We start from the raw sequence: 23,480 nt of genomic DNA, 5'->3' as shown, positions 1-23,480 counted from the left end.
CGGCGGGTCACCAGGAGCGGCGTGGGCCGCAGCTGCCCCGGACGATCAGCTCCGTGGGCAGCACCACGCCGCGCGGGCGCCGGCCGCCCGACCGCAGCACCAGCTCGGCCGCCCGGTAGCCCATGTCGCGACCCGGCTGGGCGATCACGGTCAGCGGCGGGGAGCACAGCTCCGCCCACGGCACGTCGTCGTACATGATCAGCGACACGTCCTGCGGCACCCGCAGGTCGAGCTCGCGGGCGGCGAGCACCGCCGCCTCGCCGAGCACGTTGCCGCCGGCGAGCACCGCCGACAGGTCGGGGCTGCTCTGGAACAGCCCGGAGGCGGCCGCGTACGCCGAGTCGCGGCTGCCCGTGCCGAACACGACCAGCTCCTCGTCCACCGGCTCGCCCACCGCCTCGCGGAACGCCGCCGCCCGCCGGTCGTGACCGGGCCCGCCCAGGAACGCGATGCGCCGGTGACCGAGACCCCGCAGGTAGCGGACGGCCGTACGGATGCCGGCCCGGTCGTCGGCCACCACGGACGGCACGTCGAGCGGGCGCGACTGCGGCACGGGCGGCAGGCCGTCGAGCAGCAGGAGGTCGTCGACCGCGTGTGCCGCGCCGTCCTCCTCCTCGGCCGACGGCACGGAGGGCGGCAGGCGGTCGGCGAAGACCACCGTCATGCCCGCGCGCAGCGCCGGTGACCAGGTCTCCGCGTCGCCCGACGGCACGGCGATCAGCCGGTCGACGCTCTGCTCCAGCAGCATGCCGATGAGCTCGGCCTCCTGCTCGGGGTCGCCGCCCGTGGAGCCGAGCACGACCGGCTCGCCGGCCGCGCGGGCGCAGGCCAGCACGCCCTCGGCCAGCTGCCCGTAGAAGGTGTCGGTCAGGTCGGGGACGAGCAGCCCCATGCCGCCCGTACGGCGCTGGCGCAGATTGCGCCCCAGCGCGCTGGGCCGGTAGTCGAGCTGGGCCGCGACGGCCAGGACGCGCTCCCTGGTCTGCGGGCTGGCCGAGCCGCCCGACAGCACGCGGGAGACGGTGGCGACCCCCACGCCGGCCGCCTGCGCCACATCCTTGATCGTCACACGCCTGCTCATGGAAACGATTCCATCATGGTTCCGCGGAAACGAGAAGCAAACAGCGTCACAACGGCTGGTCACATATGAACTCTTGACACCCATGTCCGTTTCCGGTGAGATGCTTGAAAACGTATCCACGTGAGTGGGGCAGGGTAAGCAACGCCGGGCCACAGCCCAGGATCGCGAAGGAATGTCATGGCATCCATCGTTCTGACGAACGTCGACAAGATCTACGCCGGTGGCGTGAAGGCCGTGAACGGGCTCAACCTTGAGATCAAGGACGGCGAGTTCATGGTGCTGGTCGGTCCTTCGGGTTGCGGTAAGTCCACCGCGCTCCGGATGATCGCGGGCCTGGAGGACATCAGCGGCGGCGAGATCTCCATCGGCGAGAAGGTGGTCAACCACCTGCCGCCGAAGGACCGCGACATCGCCATGGTCTTCCAGAACTACGCGCTCTACCCCCACATGACGGTGGAGGAGAACCTCGCCTTCGGCCTCAAGCTCCGCAAGATGCCGAAGCCGGAGATCCAGAAGCGCGTCAACGACGCCGCCAAGATGCTCGGCCTCGAGGCCTACCTCAAGCGCAAGCCGGCCGCCCTGTCCGGTGGTCAGCGCCAGCGCGTCGCCATGGGCCGCGCCATCGTCCGCGAGCCGCAGGCCTTCCTCATGGACGAGCCGCTGTCCAACCTCGACGCCAAGCTCCGCGTCTCGATGCGCGCCTCGCTCAACACGCTGCACGAGCGCCTCGGCGTCACCACCGTGTACGTCACCCACGACCAGGTCGAGGCCATGACCCTGGGCGACCGTGTCTGCGTGCTGCGCGACGGCATCCTGCAGCAGGTCGACACCCCGCAGAACCTGTTCGACAAGCCGGTCAACCTGTTCGTCGCCGGCTTCATGGGCTCGCCCGCGATGAACTTCGTCACCGCCGAGCTGGTCCGCGACGACGGCCCCGCGGTGAGCTTCGCCGACATCAAGCTGCCGATCCCCGAGTCGACCCTCACCGACAAGCCGGGCCTCGAGCAGTACATCGGCAAGAAGGTCATCCTCGGCATCCGCCCGTCCGACTTCGAGGACGCCGGCTCGGCCGGCAGCAACGCCAACGGCTGGGCCACCCTGCCGGTCAAGGCGGAGGTCACCGAGGAGCTGGGCTCCGAGATCAACGTGCTGTTCCTCGTCGACGCCCCGCCGGTCGAGCACAAGGACACCGTCGCCGCCGCCGACACGGGCGACGACGAGGAGGCGGCGCTGCCGCTGACGGGCGACAAGTCGCTGTGGACCGCCCGCGTCAACGCCCGCAGCCACGTGCGCCCCGGCCAGAACATCGACCTGGTCCTCGACACGCACAACCTGCACTTCTTCGACCCGGAGAGCGGCCTGGCCATCGGCCACGAGGCCAACCGCTGACCCCTGGTTCCCGGCCGTGAGCCCCGCTCACGGCCGCCCGGGCCCCCACCGCGACCCCCTCCCGCGGCGGGGGCCCTTCCTTCTGCTGGGGCTCAGCGGCCGATCCGCGACGCCACCAGGGCCTGCAACCGGCGCGGCACGAAACGGCCGACGGCGACGACGGCCTTGTAGCGCGGGTCGGGGATCGACACCCGCTTGCCCACCGCCAGGTCGCGCATCGCGGCGCGTACGACGTCGTCGGCCTCCAGCCAGAGGAAACCGGGGATGGAGGAGGAGTCGATGGCGGCCCGCTCGTGGAACTCGGTGCGCACGAAACCCGGGCAGAGCGCCATGATCCGGATGCGCGGGTTGCGGATCCCGGCGGCGGCCGACTCGCTGAAGTTGACCACCCACGCCTTCGAGGCGCTGTAGGTGCCGCGCGGGAAGAACGCCGCCACCGACGCCACGTTGACGATCGCGCCCCGGCCGCGCCGGCGCATGCCGGGCAGCACCGCCAGCGTCAGCCGCAGCACGGCCTCGCAGTGAACCTTCAGCATGCGCTGCTCGTCGGCGACGGGCACGTCGGGGAAGCGGCCGGGGTGGCCGAAGCCGGCGTTGTTCACCAGCAGGTCGACGCCGTCGCGCAGCCGCGCCTCGACCGCGGCCAGGCCCTCCTCGGTGGCCAGGTCGGCGGGCAGCACCTCCACGCTCACGCCGTACCGGAGCTTGAGCTGCTCGGCGGCTCCTTCCAGGCGGGACTCCTCGCGTGCCACGAGGACGAGGGAGAACGCGTCGGCGGCCAGGCGCCGGGCGAAGGCGGCGCCGAGACCGGCGGTCGCGCCGGTGATCAGTGCGGTAGGCATGTTCGCACCTTAACGTTCATGGCAGGATGGCGGGATGACCGGTGTGCGCCTCACCGCGGCCGTGCTGCTTCTCGTGGCCCTCACCGCCTGTTCCCCCGACCGGCCATCCGCCGCGTCGGCGAGCCCTGCCCCGTCGGCGAGTGCTGCCGCGACTCCCACCGGGAGCGCCCCGCCCGAGCGCGGCCGGCTGCGCTTCCGCGAGATCGCCCGGTTGGAGCAGCCCGTGGCCTTCGCCGTGCGCGAGGGCGACGACCGCCTCTACGTCGCCGAGCAGACCGGGCGGCTGCGCACCTCCGAGGGCGACACCGTGATCGACCTGTCCGGGGAGGTCAGCACCGGCAACGAGCAGGGGCTGCTCGGCGTCGCCTTCCACCCGACCGGCCGCTGGGTCTACCTCGACTGGACCGATGCCCAGGGCCACACCCACGTCACCGAGTGGGCCTACGACGGCACCAGGGCGACCGCCCGGCGCGACGTGCTCACCCAGGAGCAGCCGTACGCCAACCACAACGGCGGCCAGCTGGCTTTCGGCCCTGACGGCCACCTCTACATCGCCCTCGGCGACGGCGGCAGCGCGGGCGACCCGCAGGGCAACGCCCAGGACCTCGGCACGCTGCTCGGCAAGATCCTGCGCATCGACCCGCGCGGCGAGCCGTACGAGATCCCCGAGGACAACCCGTTCGTCGGACGGGAGGGGGCGCGCCCGGAGATCTGGGCGTACGGGCTGCGCAACCCCTGGCGGTTCACCTTCGACCGCGAGAGCGGCGATCTGTGGATCGGCGACGTCGGCCAGAACGCATGGGAAGAGGTCAACCGCCAGCCCGCCGGGTCCGAGGGCGGCGAGAACTACGGCTGGAACCTGCGCGAGGGCGAGCGCCCCTACCGCGGCGGCGAGGGCCGTGACCTGGTCGACCCGGTGATCACCTACCCGCTGGGCGAGGGCGGCAACTGCTCCGTGATCGCCGGCCCCGTCTACCGCGGCCGCCAGATCCCCTGGCTGCGCGGACACTTCCTGTACGGCGACTTCTGCGCCGGCTGGATCAGGGCCGCGCCCGTCGACGACATCGCGGACGCGGCCGAGGCCGGCGAGGTCGAGCAGCTCTCGTCGTTCGGCGAGGGGCCCGACGGCGAGATCTACGCGCTCAGCCTGCAGGGTCCGCTGTATCGGATCGAGCCCGCCTGACCCGCTCGAGCAGCGTCTCCACCTGGTCGTTCAGCTTCGAGCCCCGCGCCCAGCCGGCGTAGTGGGTGAGGAAGACCACCACCTCCCGCAGCTCGGTCTCGGTCAGCTCGCCGGCTCGCAGCGCCGTGTCGAGCTGGACGTCGGTGAGCTCGTGGAGTCCCTGTCCGACCAGCAGCCCGATGAGGAGCAGGCGGCGTTCCCTGACCGTCAGCACCGACCGCGACCACACGTCGGCGAAAAGGCGCTCGGCCGTGATGCCGAAGGAGTCGACGGTCTCCATGGCGGGTTCTGTCATTGTTCGCTCCGGTTATCGGAAGGGACGCTCATATCTTTCGCTACCCCTTGAGTTGACCTCATGGAGGTTGCATGAAGGTTGTGGCGGAGCACCACGGACCTCGGCGCGTACGCAGAACCCCGTGTGGAACGAGCGAAACCAAGGTGGAGCCGAGATTTGGGCAAGATTCACCACTTTACCTGGCGCGGATTCATCGTGAAACACGACAGAACCACTCGGTCGGTACGCCTCACGCGTGGTTGCGGTCGTGCTCCTCGTGAGCGCGGCGGAGCAGGGCCATCAGCTTCTCCTCCTCACGGATGCGCCGCCGGTACTTCTCCGGCAGCCGGCGCAGCTGGGCCTCCTCGGCGAGCAGCCGGCGGAAGATCTCCTCGCGCACTTCCGGGTCGCGCTCCACGTCCAGGTACTCCTGGGCGTGCCGGCGCGCCGCCGACACCGTGTTCTGCGCCCGGCCCTTGGCGCTGACCAGCGAGCCCACCACGGTGATCACCAGCACCGAGAGAATCACCAGCAGGGACAGGCCGGTGCTGATCTCGATGACCGGCACGGGGTCGCCGTCGTTGATGAACGGCACGTTGTTCTCGTGCAGCGCGTGCAGGATCAGCTTGACCCCGATGAAGCCCAGGATGATCGCCAGTCCGTACGTCAGGTAGATCAGCCGGTCCAGCAGCCCGTCGATGAGGAAGTAGAGCTGCCGGAGCCCGAGCAGCGAGAAGGCGGTGGCGGTGAAGACGAGGTAGACGTTCTGGGTCAGGCCGAAGATGGCCGGGATCGAGTCGAGGGCGAACATGATGTCGGTGCCGCCGATGGCGATCATGACGAGCGGCATCGGCGTCATCACCCGCCTGCCGTTCACCAGGGTGGACAGCCGGTCGCCGTCGTACTCGTCGGTGGTGCGCAGCCGCTTGCGGGCGAAGCGGATCAGGAAGTTGTCGGGGGTGTGGCTCTCCTCGCTCTCCGGTTTGAACAGGTTGCCCGCCGTGATCAGCAGGACGAGGCCGAAGAGGTAGAACACCCACGAGAACAGGCTGATCAGCGCCGCCCCGATCAGGATGAACGCCGTCCGCGCCAGCAGCGCCAGCGTGATGCCGAACAGCAGCACCTTCTGCTGTTCGGCGCGCGGGACCTTGAAACTGGAGATGATGACGAGGAAGACGAACAGGTTGTCCACCGACAGCGCCTTCTCCGTCACGTACCCGGCGAAATACTCCGCGCCCGGGGTGTGGCCGCCGAACCACCAGACGCCCACGCCGAACAGCAGCGCGAGGCCCACGTAGAGCGCGGACCAGACCGACGCCTCGCGCAGCGTGGGCACGTGCGCCTTGCGTACGTGGAAGACGAAGTCGAACAGCAGCAGGCCGACGATCGCCAGGATCGTCAGCGCCCACACGGCGGCGGATACGTCCACTCCAGGCTCCATGCGCGAGCCGTCGTGGGGGTGGCGACTGCTGGCGGCGCTCACTCGTTGCCGACGGTTGTCGTCGCAGGTGGTACCCCGTCTGCAAGGCCCCAAGCGGCCGGCCGCCCGGCTCGCCGGTTACAGTGGGCCGCGTCACCGGGGAGATCACAGGAGGGCCGTCGTGTCACGCCACCGCGTCATCGTCATCGGAGCCGGCATCGCGGGCGCGAGCGCCGCGTTCGCCCTGGCCCGCCGCGGAGCGGACGTCACGATCGCCGACCCCGGCCTGGACGGGCAGGCCACACAGGCGAGCGCGGGCATCATCGCGCCGTGGGCCTCCTCGTCGGAGGGCCCCTTCTACGACCTGTACGCGGCAGGCGCGGCCTACTATCCGCAGGTCATCGCCCTGCTGGCGGAGGCGGGCGTGGAGCGTACCGACTACCGCCGCACCGGCGCCCTGATCGTGCACGCCGACCCCGCCCGGCTCGACGAGGAGCAGGCCCGCGCCGAGGCGCGCGCCCGCGCGGCCGGCGACGTCGCGGGCGAGGTGAGCCGTCTCGGCGGCGACGACGTCCGCGCGCTGGTGCCGGTGCTGGCGCCCGAGCTGGAAGGCGTGTTCATCTCGGGCGGCGCCCGGGTGGACGGGCGGACGATGCGCGACGCGCTGCTCGCGGGGGCCGAGCGCCACGGCGCGCGGCGGCTGCCCGGCCGGGCCCGCCTGCTGCCGCGCCCGCACGGCGCGCCCCGCGTCGAGGCAGGCTCGCAGGTCCTGGAGGCCGACGACGTGGTGGTGGCCGCGGGCGCCTGGGCCGGCGACCTGCTGGCACCCCTGGGCCTGCGCCCGGCGGTCGAGCCGCAGCGCGGCCAGATCACCCACCTGCGCGTCGAGGGTGTCGACACGAGCGGCTGGCCGTCGGTCTTGCCGCTGTCCCACCACTACCTGGTGGCCTTCGACGACTCGCGGGTGGCGGTCGGGGCGACCAGGGAGACGGGCAGCGGGTTCGACCCCCGGGTGACGGCCCGCGGCCAGTGGGAGGTGCTGTCGGACGCGTTCAGCATCGCGCCCGGCCTGGCCGACGCCACGCTGATCGAGACCCGGGTCGGGCTGCGGCCGCTGCCCTCCGGCGGGCTGCCCGTCGTGGGCGCGCTGCCGCGGATGCCGGGGGTGCACGTGGTGACCGGGTTCGGGGCGGCGGGCCTGACCATGGCGCCCATCACGGGCGACGCCCTGGCGCGCGCGATCCTCGACGGCGAGACTCCGGCCGAGCTGGCCCCCTTCGCGCCGTGACCTGCCGGAAACCTTTCCCGGCCGTCCTTAACACGGCGTTCACATCCGAGCAAAAGCTGGGAAACGGCTGTCCATAAGACTCGGCGTGGCTGAGAAGGACGCTGAAAGGACCGCCGTGTACAAGGCTGAGTACATCTGGATCGACGGCACCGAGCCCACGGCTCTGCTGCGCTCGAAGACCAAGATCCTGGCCGACGGAGCCGAGCCTCCGGTGTGGGGCTTCGACGGCTCCAGCACCAACCAGGCCGTGGGGCACTCGTCGGACCGCGTGCTCCGCCCGGTCTTCACCTGCCCCGACCCGATCCGCGGCGGTGACAACGTCCTCGTCCTGTGCGAGGTCGAGGAGATCAACGGCGACCCCCACGTCAGCAACACCCGCGCCCTGCTGCGTCCGATCGCCGAGCAGTACGCCGAGCAGGACTCGTGGTTCGGCATCGAGCAGGAGTACACGTTCTTCAAGGGCAGCCGCCCGCTCGGCTTCCCCGACGGCGGCTTCCCCGCCCCGCAGGGCCCCTACTACTGCGGTGTCGGCGCCGACGCCATCTTCGGCCGCGAGATCGTCGAGCTCCACCTCGACCGCTGCCTCGCCGCCGGCCTCAAGCTCTCCGGCATCAACGCCGAGGTCATGCCCGGCCAGTGGGAGTTCCAGGTCGGCCCGGCCGGCCCGCTCGAGGTCGCCGACCACCTGTGGGTCGCCCGCTACCTGCTCTACCGGACCGCCGAGGAGTTCGGCGTCGAGGCCACCCTCGACCCCAAGCCCGCCCGCGGCGACTGGAACGGCGCCGGCGCGCACACCAACTTCTCCACCCGCGCCATGCGCGAGGGCTACGACGCCATCATCACCGCCTGCGAGGCGCTCGGTGAGGGCGACAAGCCGACGGAGCACATCACCCAGTACGGCGTCGGCGTCGAGTCCCGCCTCACCGGCGCCCACGAGACCGCCCCGTGGAACAAGTACAGCTACGGCGTCTCCCACCGCGGCGCCTCGGTGCGCATCCCGTGGCAGGTCGAGGTGGACAAGAAGGGCTACATCGAAGACCGCCGTCCCAACGCCAACGTCGACCCGTACGTCGTCACCCGCCTGCTGGTGAACACGTGTTGCGCGGCGCTGGAGAAGGCCGGCCAGGTCTGATCCAGAGCGTCAGGAGAACGGGGCCCCCGCGCGGGGCCCCGTTCTTGCGTCATGCCAGGCGGAAGTCCAGGTCCGGGACGATCTCCGCGACGTCCATCTGCGCCTTCTGCAGGCGCCCGGAGTGGTCCCAGTTCATCGCCTGCCAGCGGGTGAACTGGTCGAGCACCCACATGCCCGACTGGCGGCTGCCGTTGCCCGACTTGCCGTTGCCGCCGAACGGCAGGTGCGCCTCCGCGCCCGAGGTGGAGTTGTTGACGCTGACCATGCCGGCCGAGACGCCCTCACGGAAGCGGAAGGCGTTCTTGGCGTCGGTCGTGTAGATGGAGCTCGACAGGCCGTAGCCGGGCAGGTTGGCCAGCTCGATCGCCTCGTCGAGAGTCCGGAACGCGGTGACGCCCACGATCGGGCCGAACGTCTCCTCCATGAAGATCCGGTCGCCGGGCCGGACACCTTCGACGACGACCGGGTGGTAGTACAGTCCCTCGCCACCGTCGAAGCCGCCGCGCGGGTTGTCCTTCGTGATGCGCCCGACGTTGCCGGTCATGACCGTGTGGTGGGGCTGGATCCAGGTCAGGTACTCCTCGTACCGCTCGGCGAACTTCTGGTCGAGCAGCGGCCCGGCCAGCACGTCCTGCGTGGGGTCGCCGATCTTGGCCTCGCGCACCGCCCGCGCGAACCGTTCCAGGAACGCGTCGCGGACGCTTTCGTGCACGATGACCGTGCCGAGGCTCGTGCAGCGCTGCCCGGCCGTGCCGAAGCCGGAGAACAGCGCGCCCTCGACGGCCAGGTCGAGGTCGGCGTCCGGCATGATCACCATCGGGTTCTTGCCGCCCAGCTCCAGGCAGGCCGACTGCAGGTGACGCCCGGTCAGCTCGCCGATCTTGCGGCCGACCTCGCTGGAGCCGGTGAAGCCGACCTTCTGTACGCTGCCCTCGCCCAGTGCCTTGTCCAGGCCGCCGAACGTCTCGGCCCCGTCGGCGAAGACGATGTTCAGTACGCCGTCGGGCAGGCCCGCCGCGGTGAACAGCCGGAACATGGCGTGCGCGGAGGCCGCGGCGTACTCGGCGGGCTTCCAGACGACGGCGTTCCCGCACAGCAGGGCCGGGACCAGGTACCACGACGGCACGGCCACCGGGAAGTTGCCCGCGGTCACGACCGCCGCGACGCCGACCGGGGTGCGGAAGGTGAACAGGTTCTTGTCGGGCATCTCCGACGGGACCGTCTGCCCGTACAGGCGGCGGCCCTCGCCGAGGAAGAAGTCGCAGGTGTCCACGATCTCGCGTACCTCGCCGAGCGCCTCGGCGTACGGCTTGCCGATCTCCTCGGTCACCAGCCGGGCCAGCCGCTCGGCGTTCGCCTCGACCAGCCGGCCGATGGAGGCGATCACCCGGCCGCGCACCGGCGCGGGCACCTTGGCCCACTCGCGCTGCGCCTCCTTGGCCGTACGGCAGGCGGCGGCGAACGTGTCAGCGTCCGCCAGCCCGACCCGCGCCACGACCTCGCCCGTGCGGGCGGGATTGACGGATTCGTACGTGGCCGCGGCCTCCGCGTCCTTGCCACCCACGATGGAAACGATCTGACGGCTCACCGGTGTCCTCCTCATAGTTCCTTCGGACAGACAACCATCCTGCCGGAGAAAACCCAAGAAGACCGCTGCGTCAGGACGTCAGCACGGCGTCGATGACGTGGCGGGCGTTGGCCGCGAACGCCGGGTTGGTCTCCTGGTAGTAGGGCAGCGCGATGAGGGCGATCGACAGGGCCCGGCCGCGCCCGCGTTCCCACATGGCGTCGTCGGCGCCGAGCGCCGTGCGGAAGACCTCGCGGCCCCGCGGCGGGAGCAGGTTCCACGCGACGATGAGGTCGCAGGCGGGGTCGCCCACGCCCGCGGTCGCGAAGTCGATCACCCCGGTCAGCCGCCCGCCCGCGACCAGCAGGTTTCCCGGCATGAGGTCGGCGTGCACCCACACGGGCGGGCCGTCCCAGACGGGGGCGCGCAGGGCCGACTCCCACGCCTCGGTCGCCGCCGCCGTGTCGATCAGCCCGTCCAGCTCGACGATGGCCTTTCTGGTGCCCGCGTCGAGGTTGGCCAGCGGGCCGCCGCGGTAGGCCGGGGGAGCGTCGGGAAGGTCGATCCGCCGGAACGCCGCGACGAACGCGGCCAGATCAGCCGCGAGGCCCTCCGGGTCGGCCACCTGGCCTTCCTCGGGGTTCTCGCCGTCGATCCACCGGCACACCGACCACGGCCACGGGAAGCCCTCGCCCGGCGCTCCCGCGCCGAGCACCTCGGGGATGGGCACCGGCAGCAGCGGCGCCAGCCGGGCGAGCCAGCTCTGCTCCTTGCCGACGTCCGCGACGCCCCACTCGACGCGCGGCAGGCGGACGGACAGGTCGTCGCCGAGCCGGAATACCGCGTTGACCGTGCCGGGGGAGGGACACGGCTCGATGGGCAGATCCGCCCATTGGGGGAATTGCGCCGTCAGGAGCCGGCGGACGAGGCCGGTCTCGATGACGGCCTCGCCGGCGTGCATGGTGCCCATGGATGCCTTTCTCGTCATCGAAGCGAGAGCAATGCCATCGGCTGCTGACCTGTGACGTCAAACGAATTACCGGCTCTGGCGCGGGATGCGCTCTTCCGCGGCGTCTGTTCCCCGGCGTCAGCCTGTGTGGCGCAGGATCAGTTCGGCGACCCGGCGGGGCAGACCGGGGGACAGCAGCGAGTGGCCCATGCCGTCGATCGGCTCCAGGCGCGCCTGCGGGATCGCGGCGGCGAGCGCCTCGCCGTGGGGGAGAGGGCGCAGCGGGTCGGCCGTCCCGTGGACGACCAGGGCCGGGGCCTTGATCGAGGACAGCGGCACCAGCCGGTCCTCGGTCATCTTCCGCCCGGCCAGGTCGTGGTTGGCCGCCGCCGCGGGGTTCGCCGTGCGGTCGTGGCCCTCCTCGGCCAGGCGCCGCGCCGCCCGCTCGTCGAACGGCAGGACGCCGCCGTGCAGCGCTCGCCAGGTCTCCACTCCCGCCGCGACGGCCTCCTCGCGGGTGGCCGGCGGCGTCGCGGCGGCACGCAGGAAGTGCTGGAGCAGGTACGGCGCGGGCGGCGGCAGGTCGTCCGGGTCGGGCTCCTCGCCGGCCATCGCTCGCGCCCAGGCCGGCCCGGCGTCGGCGCCCATCGGCCCGGTCATGATCGCGGTCAGCGTGGCGACCCGCTCCGGGCGGTGCGCGGCCAGCCACTGGGCGATCGCGCCGCCCAGCGACACCCCGGCGATGTGAGCGGAGGCGACGCCGTACGCGTCGAGCACCGCGAGGGCGTCACCCGCCAGGTCGCCCAGCGTGTACGGGTGTGCGGCGAAGTCGACGCAGTCGGAGCGGCCGGTGTCGCGGTGGTCGTAGCGCATCACCTGCCGGCCGCCGGCCACGAGGGTCTCGACGAGTTCGTCCGGCCAGCCGATGCCGGGCGTGGACGTGCCCATGATCAACAGCACCACCGGATCGGCGGGGTGGCCGAATCTCTCCGTCCACAGCCGCAGATTCCCCGAGGTGATGAATTTCCCTTCGCTAATCGCCATATGCATAAAAATAGCGAAATTCCGCTGCCTTATTCATGAAATGCGGAATTTCGCTTTTTGTGGTATAATTGGGTCACCATGAACGGACGTCGAATTCGGCGGATTCGGCGATGTCGTGTTTCGTGATGACCGCCAGCTTGCCCGCCAGATCGGCCAGCGCCCGCGAGACGGCAAGCTCGTCGCCGATCTCCGGCACTGACGGATCGGCCGGGTTCCGCTTGGCATGGCCGGTGCCGATCACGCGGTCCTTGCCCGTGGTCAGCGTGGCTCGCGCCCGGGTGTCGTCACCGTCCTCGTCGAGGTGGACGCGTACCGTCCATTCCTTGGCCTGCATGTCCACCACCCCCTTTCCAGCAGGCTGCCCGCCCGGCGGCCGCTAAACCCGCGTACGGCGGCTAGGTTGCCGGGCGTGGAAGAGTACGAGACGCGGGTGCGTGGCCGGGTCCCCCGCCATCCGCCGCTCGGCGCGGTCATCGAGCGCGACGGCCCGGTGGCCAGGACCCACTACGGCACCCACGGGAGCGTGGACCACGGCGACCTCGGCGACGCGGACCTGGAGGATCTCGTCCGGCGGCAGCTGGAGGCGTTCGCGGCGCGGTGCGAGCCGGTGGAGTGGCGCGTGCACGACACCGACACGGGCCTGGCCGAGGCGGGGTTCACGGCCGGATGGGAACGCTCGGTCCTCGTCATGGACCTCGACCAGGTCCGCGACGTGCGGCTCCCCGGCCACCGGATCCGCCTGCTGGGCGCCGCGGAGACCAGAAGCGTCGAGCGGGTCCGGCGACTGGCCGCCCGCACCGGGCCGCACCGCAGGCCGTTCCCCGAGATGGAGGCCGACGGCGGCCTCACGGCCGTCGAGAGCCGGATTCACGTCGTGGAGTCCGACGCTCGGATCCTGGACGCGGCCTGGGCCGAGCGGGTCGGCGACACCGGCTTCCTGGCCGTCGGAGGGATGACCGGCTTTCATCCGGAGTTCCTGGGCGAGTGGGCGCGCTGTGCCGGATACCGGCCCCACTGGGCGCCCGCCTGTCGGCCGGTCGATCTCGACCTGCGCCACCTTCTTGCCGAGGCCGCCGGAGAGATGCGGGACGTCCTCACGGGCGCCGGCTTCCGCGAGATCGCCACCGTCCGCTCGTACCACCGGACGCCGCCCTGCGCGCCCGCCCGCGAGCGGGCGGTACGGCAGCTGATCTTCGAACCCGAGCACGACGACCTGTGGGATCGCTTCTACGAACGGTTCCGCTTCCAGCCGAGCATCGACACCTATCCGGGCGTCACGGAGCCGCCGGCGTCGGTCACCTGGCACCTCGGCACCGGCCACGCCATCGCCGGCGAGCTGGACCGCCTCGTCAGGCGCGGCCTGCTCGCCTGCGTCCGCCCGGACGAGCCCCTCTACTTCCTCGACTGGAACCACCAGGGCTACCGCTTCGACCCCCTTCGCGTGGGCGGCCCCGGCCGGCCCTTCTGGCCGGGCACGGCGTACCCGGACGGCGACTACCACCTGTACGTGACCGCCGACCTGCGCCTCGGCACGTTCGGCCACCCGTGGGAGGAGTCGTTGTGCGTCTTCGGCGCCGACCTGCTCACCGAGGTGGAGGCCGGCCTCACCGCGTTGCTCGGCCCGGTGATGCGTCGCGGCGGACGCAATGCCGGCAACATCTGGACGATCGGCCCCGACGGCGTCACTCGCGTACGACCTTGACGGTCTTACGGACCAGCCGCCCATCCGCGACTGTTGCGGAGAGCGGCCGGCCAGGTGGTGAAGTCGGCGGAAGGTCATGGTGATATCGCGTTGCCTTCCGGCGTGGGCGCGCGCAGGCTTTGACCGTGACGGTCAGGGACGCTCTCGACATCGTGCCGTTCGACTCCCCGCACGCGGACGGTGTGTCGGCGCTCGCGCGGGCGGAAGGCTGGCCGACGTTCTCCGATCCCGACCGCGTACGTCGTCTGTTCGCCGCTCCCGGCGTGGTGGGCCTGGTCGCTGTGCATCACGTCGACGTCGTGGGCGCCGCCCATCTGCTGACCGACGGGCACCACGGCTATCTGACCTTCCTCGCCGTCTCGGCCGGCAGGCGCCGGGACGGGATCGGGCGGCGCTTGGTCGAGGAGGCGTTCGAGGCCACCGGGGCCGAGCGGATCGATCTGCTGTCGACCCCTGAGGCCGAGCCTTTCTACCGGCGGCTGCCCCACCGTGAGATGCCCGGGTTCCGGGTCTTCCCCGAGTGGATGCGCCCGCATCTCGGCCCCGGCCTCTAGTCCGAGCAGAGCTGGGTGCGCAGCGTCTGGCAGGCCCAGCGTTGCCAGCGCTCGCGCGGCCACTTGCGCTCGTGGACGAGCAGCAGGAACAGCTCCGGGCTGAGCAGGCCGTACAGCAGGTCGGCGGCTTCCTCCGCCGACACCTCCGCCCGCGCGCCTGGCTTGCCGGTGAGAGCTTCGGCCGCCCTTTGCTGGACGACGTAGCGCGGATCGACGTCGTGCGGCCACAGCGCGGCGACCTCCGGATCGCTCGCGGCCGCCGCGTTCAGCACCTTGCCGATCGGGGCGACCCGTTCCAGGACCGACGTCGTGCCGGCGACGTAGGCGGTCAGCATGTCCTGGGCGGTGCCGGCGGCCAGGGCGTCGACGTACCACGGCCGGTCCATCGTGGCGACCGGCTCGTCGTCGCCCGCGATCGTGACGTCGACCAGCTCCTTCAGCAGGGCCCGCTTGTTGCCGAAGACGAAGTAGATCGTCTGCACCGCGACCCCGGCTCGGCCGGCGATGTCCTGAAGGTTCGTCGCGCCGTAGCCGTCCCGCAGGAACAGTTCGAGTGCCGCCTCCCTGATGCGTCGCCGCGTCTCCTGCGCCTTCTGCGCCCGTCTGTTCGGCCGCTTGACATCGATCATGGCTAGAGTCTATCTCTAGATTCATTCACTAGAAGCGAACTCTAGAGACGAGGTCTAGCAATGTCGGTCATCACCGTCACCCGCTTCCACGCCGACCCCGCCGACGCCGACCGGCTCCGCGCCCGGCACACCGCCCTGGTCGCCGCCACGAGGGCGGTCGTTCCCGGACTGACCGAGGCCCGGCTCGGGCGGATCGACGACGACACCTGGATGGGCGTATGGCGCTGGGATTCGGCCGCCGACCTGCGGGCGGCTCGCGCGGCCGTGCCAGGGAACGCCGAGGCCGCCGCGGCCTTCTCGCTGACCCGCGACGCCGCGGTGGAGGACATCGAGGTCCTGGACGAGCACTGACCCGCGGTCCCGGCCCTCACCAGGGCCGGGACTCCCCACCCGAGGAGATGACATGATCGAGATCGAAGCGTTGACGAAGGTGTACGGGCCGGCGCGGGCACCGGCCGTCGACGAGGTGTCCCTGTACGTTCCCCGAGGATCGGTCTTCGGCTTCCTGGGCCCCAACGGCGCGGGGAAGACCACCACCATCAAGATGCTGGCCGGACTGATCACCCCCGACTCGGGCCGGGTCCGGCTGGGCGGCTACGACGTGGCCCGGCAGCGTTCGGCCGCGATGGCGCAGTTCGGCGCGGTGCTGGAGGGCTCGCGCAACGTCTACTGGAGCCTGTCGGCCTGGCAGAACCTGATGTACTTCGGCCGGCTCAAGGGCCTGCGCAAGGCCCAGGTGGCGGAGCGCGCCGAGGACCTGCTGACCGACCTGGGCCTGTGGGAGCGGCGCGACGACAAGGTCGGCGGCTTCTCGCGCGGCATGCAGCAGAAGGTCGCCATCGCCGCCGCCCTGATCGCCGGGCCGCCGATCGTGCTGCTGGACGAGCCGACGCTCGGCCTGGACGTCGAGGCCACCCGTACCGTCAAGAACTGGATCGTCGAGCAGGCCCGCGAGCTCGGCACGACCATCCTGCTCACCACCCATCAGCTGGACGTGGCGCAGGAGCTGTGCGACCGGGTGGCCGTCATGCGCCAGGGGCGGCTCGTGGCCGACCTGCCCACGCGGGAGCTGCTGGCCCGCTTCCGCGAACGCGACAGGTACGAGATCCGCGTCGAGGGAGCGGCGCCGCCCGGCTTCGACGCCGTCGCCCGGGACGGCGTCACCACCATCAGCGTGCGGGTGAGCGACCCGATCGAGGTGTACGAGGTGGTGGAGCGCCTGCGCGCCCATGGGGCCGTCATCGAGTCGCTGACCCAGGTGCAGCCGGGCCTGGAGGACGTGTTCGTCTCCCTGCTGAACGAGCCGTCCCATGCTGCGTGACGTCCTGCGCGCGGAGATCGGCAAGGGCCTGCGCATCCAGCTGGCCCACCCGGCGGGCCACGTCATCACGCTGCTGATCAGCACCATGATGTACCTCGGCCTGCAGTTCGTCCTGGGCCAGGGCGCGCTGCGCGAGGACCTGCTGCCGCAGACCCTGGTCGCGATCGGCGGCTACTGGTTCCTGCAGTACGCCGGCCTGGTGATGGTGGCCGACCTCATCGAGGACAAACGCGCCGGGACCTTCGCCCAGTCCCAGCTGACCACGGCGCCGCCATGGTTGCCGATGCTCGGCCGGCTGATCAGCGCCTCGGTGTTCGGCCTGGCCGTGGCCACCGTGGCCGCACTCGTCCCGATGCTGGTGGCCGGGATCGCGATCCCGCTGCGCTGGGCGGCGCTCCTGCCGGCCGCGCTGCTGGGAGTGAACGTGCTGGCCTTCACGTTCCTGCTGGCCTCCCTGGCCCTCGTCTCGCCGGTGATCGGGGCCTTGCAGTCGCTGTTCACCGCGCTGGTGCTGCTGCTCAACGGATCGTTCCTGCCACTGGCCCTCTACCCGGACTGGCTGGCCGTCCTGGCCAGGGTCCTGCCCACCACGCTGGGCACGGAGGCGCTCACCCAGACGCTCTTCGAGGGCCGGACCGTGGGCGAGCTCTGGAACGGCGGCACCCTGCCGTGGCTGCTCGCCCACACCCTCGCACTCACGGCCTGCGCCGGCCTGCTGTTCGCCCGCAACCACCGCCGAGCCCTGGAGTCGTCATGACCTTCGCCCGCGGATTCGCCGCGGAAGTCCGCAAGGGCCTGCTCGACCTCGCCGCCGGATGGCGCGAAGTCCTCATCCAGATGGTCACCTTTCCGCTGTTCTACCTGCTCATCGTCCTGTTCATGGGAGGCGGGCAGCTGCGCGCGGACCTGCTGGCGCCGGTGCTGCTCGGGATGGTGGCGTTGACCTTCATCCACGAGCAGGTCAACCGGGTGTTCTGGAGCTACCTGGGCGACATCCAGTCCGGCGTGCTGGAACAGACGTACCTGACCCCGCTGCCTTCGGCGTCGCTCATCCTCGGCCGGCAGGTCGCCGCGGCCGTCTCGGCCCTTCCCACCGCGCTGGCCGTGCTGGCCACCGGCGCCACCGCCATCGCCGTCCAGGGCGGGCGGATGCCCGTCGACGCGCAGGTGATCGTGCCGCTGGCCGCCATCGTGCTGGGCACCTGCGGACTGGCTCTGATCCTGTGCGGGCTGGCCCTCGTGTTCAGACGCATCGAGATCATCACCCAGCTGTCGGTGGCGGTCTACGCCATCGCCGGTGGCACGCTCGTCCCGCTGGCCGCCATGCCCGACGCGGTCGCCTTCCTCAGCCGGCTGGTGGTTCCCATCGCGCCCGGCATCGAGGCGATGCGCGACATCCTGCTCGGCGGGCATGCGCTCGTCTCTCTGCCGACCGGCTGGGGGCTCGGGTGGCTGCTGGCCCAGCCGCTGCTCATCACGGCCGCCGGAGTGGTGCTGTTCAACCGGTTCGAACGCCTTGCCCGCCGCCGCGGCACTCTCGGCCGCCCGTAGCAAAGGAAGATCGACGTGAATGCGCTTCTGTGGGTGCTTCAAGCCGTCCTCGCGGCCGTCTTCGGCCTGGCCGGGGCGATGAAGTCCACCCAGCCCAGGGAGCGGCTACGCCCCGTGCTGGCCTGGGTGGAGGACTTCAGCCCCGCCCAGGTCCGGCTGATCGGTGTGGTGGAACTGCTCGCCGCGCTCGGCCTGATCCTCCCCGCCGCCACGGGCGTCGCCCCGGTCCTCACCCCGCTGGCCGCCGCCGGTCTGGCCATCACCATGATCGGAGCCGCCGTCACACACGCCCGCCGCGCAGAACCGCCGGCCATCGCCGTCAACGTGGTGCTGTTCGTGGCGGCCGTTGTCGTCGCCTGGGGCCGCTTCGGCCCGTACGCCTTCTGACCGGCCCGAACCGGGCGCCCGGCAAGCGCCGCCATGACGGAGGAAGGGGGACGGGTCAGGCGGTGAAGTCGGCGAAGTCGAAGCCGGGGGAGACAATGCAGCTGACCAGGACGGGTTCGTCCGCGGCGGGGCGGGCTGACTGCCAGACACCGGCGGGGACGATGGCCTGCGGCACCTCGCCGTGCTCCACGTCCTGGCCGAGGGTGACGGTGGCGCCGCCGATGGTCAGGCTCAGCGGGCCGCCGCGGTGCCACAACCACAGCTCCGTCGAGCGCACCGTGTGCGGGACGGACTCCTCGCCCGGGTTGAGCAGGAAGTAGATGGCGGTGGCGCTGGCGCGCGGGCCCGGGTACCCGTCGGGCTGGAAGGTCACCGGCGACCTCCAGGTCTCGCGGAACCAGCCGCCCTCCGGGTGGGGCAGCAGGTCGAGGGCCTCGGCGACCGGCGGGCGCTCGACGAACGCGACCGGCTTGCCGGTGACATCCCTGCGCAGGAACCGGCCGTCGAGGACGAGCTGGCCCTCCAGCGTGCCGGCCAGCGCCGCCGCCTCGTCCGCTACCTGGATGGACGGCCCGTCGGGGTAGATCCGCAATTCCACGTCCGGGATTGTACGGCGACAGAGCCGGCACGAGCGCGTCCGGGGTCCCTGGCCGGATGCATTCACCTGTCGTACGATCACTGGTTTTTACCCGTTCATCGCCCCATGAGTGGATGTCCGGCGATCCGACCGAACGAATGAGGCAAGACCAGGTGAAACCCGAACTGTGGCGGCCGCTGCTCAGCAGCGCCGCCTCCAGGCGACAACTCTTCGCGTACGCGGCGGGCGTCGCCGGGGTCGTGGCGCTGGCCCAGGTGCCAGGCTCCGCGAACGACCCGGCGCCCCCGCTGCGCGCGAACCCGTTCACCTTAGGCGTCTCCTCAGGAGACCCCCGGCCCGACGGCATCGTGTTGTGGACCAGGCTGGCCACCGAGCCGCTGGCCGACGACGGCTCCGGCGGCATGCCGCCGGAGCCCGTGCCGGTCCGGTGGGAGATCGCCGAGGACGACCGCATGCGCCGCGTCGTCCGCAAGGGCGTGGCCACCGCCCGTCCCGAGCTGGCCCACTCCGTGCACGTGGAGGTGAAGGGGCTGCGTGCGGGACGTGAGTACTGGTACCGCTTCATGGCAGGCGGCGAGACCAGCGTGACCGGCCGCACCAAGACCGCGCCCGACCCCCGCTGGAACACCGAGGTGGCCTTCGCGTACGCCTCCTGCCAGCAGTGGGAGTCCGGCTTCTACACCGCCTACCGCGACATGGCGGCCCAGGACCTCGACCTGGTCGGCCACCTCGGCGACTACATCTACGAGCTGGGCATCGGCGCCACCGGCGGCGTGCGCCGGACGCAGCTGTCGGCCGCGCACAACGCGCCCACGATGACGCTGTCGCAGTACCGTCTGCGCTACGCGCTCACCAACTCCGACCCCGACCTGCAGGCGGCCCGCGCAGCCGCGCCGTGGTTCGTGACGCTGGACGACCACGACGTCGAGGACAACTGGGGCAGCGACCTGTCGCCGACCGGCGGCTCCCCGGAGAACTTCCTGCGCCGCCGCGCCGCCGCCTTCCGCGCCGCGTTCGAGAACCAGCCCATGCGGCCCTCGACCCTGCCCACCGGCCCCGACATGTCGATCTACCAGCGCATCCAGTACGGCGGCCTGGCCACGTTCCACGTGCTGGACGAGCGGCAGTTCCGCAGCCCGGCCGACATCAACGCCCGCCTGGACCCGGCCCGCACCATGCTCGGCGCGCAGCAGGAGGCCTGGCTGCTGGACGGCCTGGGCCGCTCCCGCAGCACCTGGAACATCATGGCCAACCAGGTGATGATGTTCCAGCTCGACCGGCTCACCGACCCCGGCCTGCAGCAGCTCAACCCCGACACCTGGGACGGCTACGCCGCCGGCCGCGACCGCCTGTGGGCCGGCATCGCCGAGCGCGGGGTCTCCAACCCGGTCGTCATCACCGGCGACGCGCACGTCAACTGCGCCGCCGAGCTCAAGGCCGACTACGCGAACCCCGACGCGCCGCCCGTGGGCGTCGAGTTCCTCGGCACCTCGATCACCTCGGGCGGCGACGGCTCCGACATGACGGCGGGCGGCACCGAGTGGCTGGCGTCCAACCCGCACCTGAAGTTCTTCAACAGCCAGCGCGGCTACATCCGCTGCCGCGTCGCCAAGGACACCATGCGGGCCGACTACGTGGTCGTGGACAAGGTCACCACGCCCGGGGGCACCGCGTCGGTGCGCAGGTCGTTCGTCGTCGAGTCGGGCCGGCCCGCCCTCCAGGACGCGTGAGGCTCCCATGAAACGATCCGTGATCCTCGCCGCCGCGGCGGCGCTCCTCCCGCTCGGCCTCGTGCCCGCGGCCGCCGCCACCAGCTCCCGTGAGCTGCCCAGGACGCCCGCCGGCCAGGTGCTCGTGGTGCACGCCAACCTCCAGGACTCGGTACGCCCGGCCGACGCCGCCGACACCACCGACCTGGACAACTTCGCCGAGCGGCTGGCCGCGAAGCTGCCCGCCGCACCTGACGCGCTCGTGCTCAACGAAATCCTCGGGCCGGGCGCCCGCCGCCTGGCCGGCAGCCTGAGCAAGGCGACCGGCTACCGGTACCGGGCGGAGGTGTCGGGCGAGCGCACGGCGTTCCAGCCCGACGGCTCCGCACGCGAGACGGCGATCATCCTGAACTCCGACACCATGACCGCGGCCGGGCCGTCCGGCTACGAGCGCGTCCAGGACGAGGACCAGGCGTACACCGGTGCCGCCAGGCGGGACGGGTCGCTGCGGGTGCCGCTGCTCGCCGTGCACCCGGGCGCCGACCCGGCCACCGCGACCCCGGCGTTCACCGCGCTGGCCGCGGCCAGGTTCCCGCAGGTTCCCGGCCAGGCGCAGGTGACCGTGCTGGGCGGCGACTTCAGGAACGCCCGGTGCGCCGTGCCGGCCGACGACCAGGCCGTCGGCTGCGCCCCCCAGGCGTTCTGGGCCGAGCTGACCGGGGCCAAGGCGTACAGCGACGCTTTGTTCGACAAGTCGGACACGCAGAGCCGCAGCCACAGCGGGTACGTGTTCGCCCGCGCCGACGCGCTGGCGGCCGGGCTGGACACCGCCTACGACGCCGACCTGCCCGACCGGGCGGCCTGCAAGGCGGCCTTCGACGCGGGGCGACCCCGCTCGGCGCCCGGTGAGTGCCGTACGGCGTACTACGCCGACGTGCCGTTCGGGTGGGCCCTGCTCGCGCCGGGCCGGCCGGTGCAGCAGACGGTGACGCCCGGCCGGATCGCGCTGGACCACTGCGAGCTGGCCACCCGGCGCGCCGAGATGGCCGTCCGGGTCGTCAACAACACCGGAGAGGCCGTCTCGAGGCCCGTCACGGTGACGGCCGCCGCGCCGCTCACCGCGAACCCGGCCGAGAGCTCCCTGGACGTCCCCGCCGGCCAGGGGGCGACCGGCACCGTCACGGTCACCGCGCCCCGCGACACGCCTCCCGGCGAGCACGAGATCACGGTGCGGGTCGGCGACGAGGCCACGAAGGTGCCGGTCACCGTCACCGAGACGTGCACGGAGCCCGCGGTGTTCGCCACCAGCTTCCACCCCGGGCGCGAGCCGGAGTTCGCCGTGGACGGCGACATCGCCACCTTCTGGCACTCGGAGTACTCCCCGCCGCACCCGCTGCCGCAGTCGATCACGCTCAACCTGGGCGAGGTCAAGCAGGTGAGCGAGGTGAACTACCAGCCGCGGTTCGACGGCAACCTCAACGGCACGATTCTGGACTACCGGGTGTACGTCAGCACCGACGGTGAGACCTTCACCCAGGTCGCGACCGGCACGTGGGCGACGGACGCGCGCCAGAAGACGGCCTCGTTCGACCCGGTGGACGCCCGTTACGTCCGGCTGGAGTCCACGCGTTCCAGCGGCGGCTCGTACGCGTCCGTGGCGGAGGTAAGCGCAGAATGATCCCGCCAGGTCCGAGATGTCCCGGACCCGGCGCGAAATGTCGGTCGACCTGGCTAGTCTGCGGCAGGTGATCGAACGGTGGAGCCGTGACCAGGTGCTCGCCCTCGCCCCCGACGCCTCGTCCCAGAAGGCCGCCCAGGGGGTGGCGGCGCCCGCCAAGTGGTCGTTGCGCGGCACGACGGGCACGGTGCTCTACGGCGCGTGCAAGGGCAGCGGGGCCAAGCCCTACCTGGCCTGCGTCGATGTGAGCGAGCCCGCGTACCGGTGCAGCTGCCCCAGCCGGAAGTTCCCCTGCAAACACGCGCTCGGCCTGCTGCTCCTGTGGTCGGCCGACGGGGCGCCCGAGGAGGAGGCCGCGCCGGAGTGGGTGACCGAGTGGGTCGAGGCCCGCGCCGGACGCGCCGCCAAGGCCGCGGCCCGCGTCGAAGCCGCCGGCGCCGAGGCCGCCAAGGCCGCCCAGCCCTCATCGGGTGCCGACGCGGCGGCTCGTGGCGACGCTGGGTCTGATGGCCCGTGGGCCCCAGACGGTGCTGGGGCCCACGGGTCCGGCTCTGGCGGCGCTGCTCCTGATGGCGCGCGGCGGGGGGCCGCGAGTGAGTCCGTCCGTCATGGGCGGGTCGCCGCGGGGCTGGCCGAGCTGGAGCGGTGGCTGGCCGACCAGGTGCGCCAGGGCCTGGCGGGCGCGGCCGAGCACGACTGGGAGGGCCTGGCCAAGCGGCTCGTCGACGCCCAGGCCCCCGGCGTGGCCGGCCTGGTGTCCCGGCTGGCGCGCGTGCGCCGCGAGGACGACTGGCCGGGCCGGCTGCTGGAGGAGTACGCCCTCGTCAACCTGCTCGCCGTCGCCTACCGGCGGCGCGCCGAGCTGCCGGGCCCGCTGGCCCGTACGGTGCTCATCCGCGCCGGCTTCCCGGTCACCCGTGAAGAGGTGCTGGCCGGGCCCCCGGTGCGCGACCACTGGCACGTCCTCGGCCGGCGCGACGAGGAGCAGGACAAACTGACCGCGCGCCGCGTCTGGCTCCGGGGCCGTCACACCGGCAGGCCCGCCCTGATCCTGTCGTTCGCGCCGCAGGGGCAGCCGCTCGACGCCTCCCTGGTGACCGGCACGGTCATCGACGCCGACCTCACCTACTACCCGGGGGCCGCCCCGCTGCGCGCCCTGGTCGCAGCCCGCCACCCCTACGA

General features: G+C 71.8%; 24 protein-coding genes. 14 read left to right on the top strand and 10 right to left on the bottom strand.

The window, feature by feature from the left end; genetic code table 11:
• Nucleotides 1-7: 7 nt before the first annotated feature.
• On the bottom strand, nucleotides 8-1,081 hold the full coding sequence (locus E1286_RS26765; RefSeq protein ID WP_132616646.1) for a LacI family DNA-binding transcriptional regulator: 1,074 nt from the start codon (nucleotides 1,079-1,081) through the stop codon (nucleotides 8-10).
• Nucleotides 1,082-1,258: 177 nt separating this feature from the next.
• Here E1286_RS26765 and E1286_RS26760 point away from each other — a divergent pair, with 177 nt between their 5' ends.
• Nucleotides 1,259-2,470: an ABC transporter ATP-binding protein gene (locus tag E1286_RS26760; protein ID WP_132616644.1), complete on the top strand. Its 1,212-nt coding sequence runs from the start codon at nucleotides 1,259-1,261 to the stop codon at nucleotides 2,468-2,470.
• A 92-nt stretch (nucleotides 2,471-2,562) separates the two neighbouring features.
• Here the strand turns inward: E1286_RS26760 and E1286_RS26755 are convergent, their stop codons facing one another.
• Complete coding sequence (locus tag E1286_RS26755; protein WP_132616642.1) at nucleotides 2,563-3,312, bottom strand: SDR family NAD(P)-dependent oxidoreductase; 750 nt, start codon at nucleotides 3,310-3,312, stop codon at nucleotides 2,563-2,565.
• A 34-nt stretch (nucleotides 3,313-3,346) separates the two neighbouring features.
• Between E1286_RS26755 and E1286_RS26750 the strand changes: the two genes are divergently transcribed.
• Nucleotides 3,347-4,495 (top strand): PQQ-dependent sugar dehydrogenase, encoded by a 1,149-nt coding sequence (locus E1286_RS26750; RefSeq protein WP_132616640.1) that lies wholly within the window; start codon nucleotides 3,347-3,349, stop codon nucleotides 4,493-4,495.
• On the opposite strand, the gene E1286_RS26745 is transcribed toward E1286_RS26750, so the two are convergent.
• Together E1286_RS26745 and E1286_RS26740 are read right to left on the bottom strand one after the other, a co-directional pair.
• On the bottom strand, nucleotides 4,455-4,790 hold the full coding sequence (locus tag E1286_RS26745; protein WP_132616638.1) for a carboxymuconolactone decarboxylase family protein: 336 nt from the start codon (nucleotides 4,788-4,790) through the stop codon (nucleotides 4,455-4,457). The genes E1286_RS26750 and E1286_RS26745 overlap by 41 nt on opposite strands.
• Nucleotides 4,791-5,019: 229 nt before the next feature.
• Complete coding sequence (locus tag E1286_RS26740; RefSeq protein WP_223190421.1) at nucleotides 5,020-6,198, bottom strand: TerC/Alx family metal homeostasis membrane protein; 1,179 nt, start codon at nucleotides 6,196-6,198, stop codon at nucleotides 5,020-5,022.
• A gap of 172 nt (nucleotides 6,199-6,370) precedes the next feature.
• Between E1286_RS26740 and E1286_RS26735 the strand changes: the two genes are divergently transcribed.
• Both E1286_RS26735 and glnII read left to right on the top strand, forming a co-directional pair.
• Complete coding sequence (locus E1286_RS26735; RefSeq protein ID WP_223190418.1) at nucleotides 6,371-7,477, top strand: NAD(P)/FAD-dependent oxidoreductase; 1,107 nt, start codon at nucleotides 6,371-6,373, stop codon at nucleotides 7,475-7,477.
• A 115-nt stretch (nucleotides 7,478-7,592) separates the two neighbouring features.
• Nucleotides 7,593-8,609: a glutamine synthetase gene (gene glnII / locus E1286_RS26730; protein ID WP_132616632.1), complete on the top strand. Its 1,017-nt coding sequence runs from the start codon at nucleotides 7,593-7,595 to the stop codon at nucleotides 8,607-8,609.
• A gap of 49 nt (nucleotides 8,610-8,658) precedes the next feature.
• On the opposite strand, the gene E1286_RS26725 is transcribed toward glnII, so the two are convergent.
• The 4 genes from E1286_RS26725 to E1286_RS26710 all read right to left on the bottom strand — a co-directional run bounded on the left by E1286_RS26725 (nucleotide 8,659) and on the right by E1286_RS26710 (nucleotide 12,503).
• Nucleotides 8,659-10,197, bottom strand: coding sequence for an aldehyde dehydrogenase family protein (locus tag E1286_RS26725; RefSeq protein WP_132616630.1), 1,539 nt, complete (start codon nucleotides 10,195-10,197; stop codon nucleotides 8,659-8,661).
• A gap of 70 nt (nucleotides 10,198-10,267) precedes the next feature.
• The gene (locus tag E1286_RS26720; RefSeq protein ID WP_246075187.1) at nucleotides 10,268-11,164 is read right to left on the bottom strand and encodes an aminoglycoside phosphotransferase family protein; all 897 of its coding nucleotides are present in this window, start codon (nucleotides 11,162-11,164) and stop codon (nucleotides 10,268-10,270) included.
• A 99-nt stretch (nucleotides 11,165-11,263) separates the two neighbouring features.
• Nucleotides 11,264-12,169 carry an alpha/beta fold hydrolase gene (locus E1286_RS26715; RefSeq protein WP_132616628.1) on the bottom strand — a complete coding sequence of 302 codons (906 nt, stop codon included), beginning with the start codon at nucleotides 12,167-12,169 and terminating at the stop codon, nucleotides 11,264-11,266.
• A 73-nt stretch (nucleotides 12,170-12,242) separates the two neighbouring features.
• A complete protein-coding gene (locus tag E1286_RS26710) occupies nucleotides 12,243-12,503 on the bottom strand; it encodes a DUF1876 domain-containing protein (RefSeq protein WP_132616626.1) in 261 nt (86 codons plus the stop codon).
• 75 nt (nucleotides 12,504-12,578) lie between these two features.
• On the opposite strand from E1286_RS26710, the gene E1286_RS48125 reads away from it, so the two are divergent.
• A complete protein-coding gene (locus E1286_RS48125; protein ID WP_187368227.1) occupies nucleotides 12,579-13,871 on the top strand; it encodes a DUF2716 domain-containing protein in 1,293 nt (430 codons plus the stop codon).
• Nucleotides 13,872-13,996: 125 nt separating this feature from the next.
• Nucleotides 13,997-14,425 (top strand): GNAT family N-acetyltransferase, encoded by a 429-nt coding sequence (locus tag E1286_RS26700; protein ID WP_223190414.1) that lies wholly within the window; start codon nucleotides 13,997-13,999, stop codon nucleotides 14,423-14,425.
• Here E1286_RS26700 and E1286_RS26695 read toward each other — a convergent pair.
• The gene (locus tag E1286_RS26695) at nucleotides 14,422-15,054 is read right to left on the bottom strand and encodes a TetR/AcrR family transcriptional regulator (RefSeq protein ID WP_132616624.1); all 633 of its coding nucleotides are present in this window, start codon (nucleotides 15,052-15,054) and stop codon (nucleotides 14,422-14,424) included. The two genes, E1286_RS26700 and E1286_RS26695, sit on opposite strands and share 4 nt — an antisense overlap.
• Nucleotides 15,055-15,114: 60 nt before the next feature.
• Between E1286_RS26695 and E1286_RS26690 the strand changes: the two genes are divergently transcribed.
• From E1286_RS26690 to E1286_RS26670, 5 genes are read left to right on the top strand one after another with little or no spacing between them, the layout of a single operon-like run.
• Nucleotides 15,115-15,405, top strand: a complete 291-nt coding sequence (locus E1286_RS26690; RefSeq protein ID WP_132616622.1) for an antibiotic biosynthesis monooxygenase — start codon at nucleotides 15,115-15,117, stop codon at nucleotides 15,403-15,405.
• Nucleotides 15,406-15,457: 52 nt separating this feature from the next.
• The gene (locus E1286_RS26685; protein ID WP_132616620.1) at nucleotides 15,458-16,375 is read left to right on the top strand and encodes an ABC transporter ATP-binding protein; all 918 of its coding nucleotides are present in this window, start codon (nucleotides 15,458-15,460) and stop codon (nucleotides 16,373-16,375) included.
• Nucleotides 16,365-17,132, top strand: a complete 768-nt coding sequence (locus E1286_RS26680) for an ABC transporter permease (protein ID WP_132616618.1) — start codon at nucleotides 16,365-16,367, stop codon at nucleotides 17,130-17,132. Before E1286_RS26685 ends, E1286_RS26680 begins: the two co-directional genes overlap by 11 nt.
• Entirely contained in the window at nucleotides 17,129-17,926 is a 798-nt protein-coding gene (locus E1286_RS26675; RefSeq protein ID WP_132616616.1) for an ABC transporter permease, read from the top strand. The genes E1286_RS26680 and E1286_RS26675 overlap by 4 nt, the downstream gene beginning before the upstream one ends.
• Nucleotides 17,927-17,941: 15 nt before the next feature.
• Nucleotides 17,942-18,313 carry a DoxX family protein gene (locus E1286_RS26670; RefSeq protein WP_132616614.1) on the top strand — a complete coding sequence of 124 codons (372 nt, stop codon included), beginning with the start codon at nucleotides 17,942-17,944 and terminating at the stop codon, nucleotides 18,311-18,313.
• 55 nt (nucleotides 18,314-18,368) lie between these two features.
• Here E1286_RS26670 and E1286_RS26665 read toward each other — a convergent pair whose 3' ends face one another.
• Nucleotides 18,369-18,911, bottom strand: coding sequence for a cupin domain-containing protein (locus E1286_RS26665; RefSeq protein WP_342776263.1), 543 nt, complete (start codon nucleotides 18,909-18,911; stop codon nucleotides 18,369-18,371).
• 152 nt (nucleotides 18,912-19,063) lie between these two features.
• Between E1286_RS26665 and E1286_RS26660 the strand changes: the two genes are divergently transcribed.
• The 3 genes from E1286_RS26660 to E1286_RS26650 all read left to right on the top strand — a co-directional run.
• Nucleotides 19,064-20,641: an alkaline phosphatase D family protein gene (locus tag E1286_RS26660; RefSeq protein ID WP_223190410.1), complete on the top strand. Its 1,578-nt coding sequence runs from the start codon at nucleotides 19,064-19,066 to the stop codon at nucleotides 20,639-20,641.
• Nucleotides 20,642-20,648: 7 nt separating this feature from the next.
• On the top strand, nucleotides 20,649-22,298 hold the full coding sequence (locus tag E1286_RS26655) for a discoidin domain-containing protein (RefSeq protein WP_132616610.1): 1,650 nt from the start codon (nucleotides 20,649-20,651) through the stop codon (nucleotides 22,296-22,298).
• Between the two features lie 67 nt (nucleotides 22,299-22,365).
• On the top strand, nucleotides 22,366-23,480 hold a 1,115-nt coding region (locus tag E1286_RS26650), incomplete at its 3' end, for an SWIM zinc finger family protein (RefSeq protein ID WP_246075184.1).

It is taken from the genome of Nonomuraea terrae, assembly GCF_004348995.1.
Classification (GTDB): domain Bacteria; phylum Actinomycetota; class Actinomycetes; order Streptosporangiales; family Streptosporangiaceae; genus Nonomuraea; species Nonomuraea terrae.
This window is presented reverse-complemented; position numbering and strand designations above follow the sequence as displayed.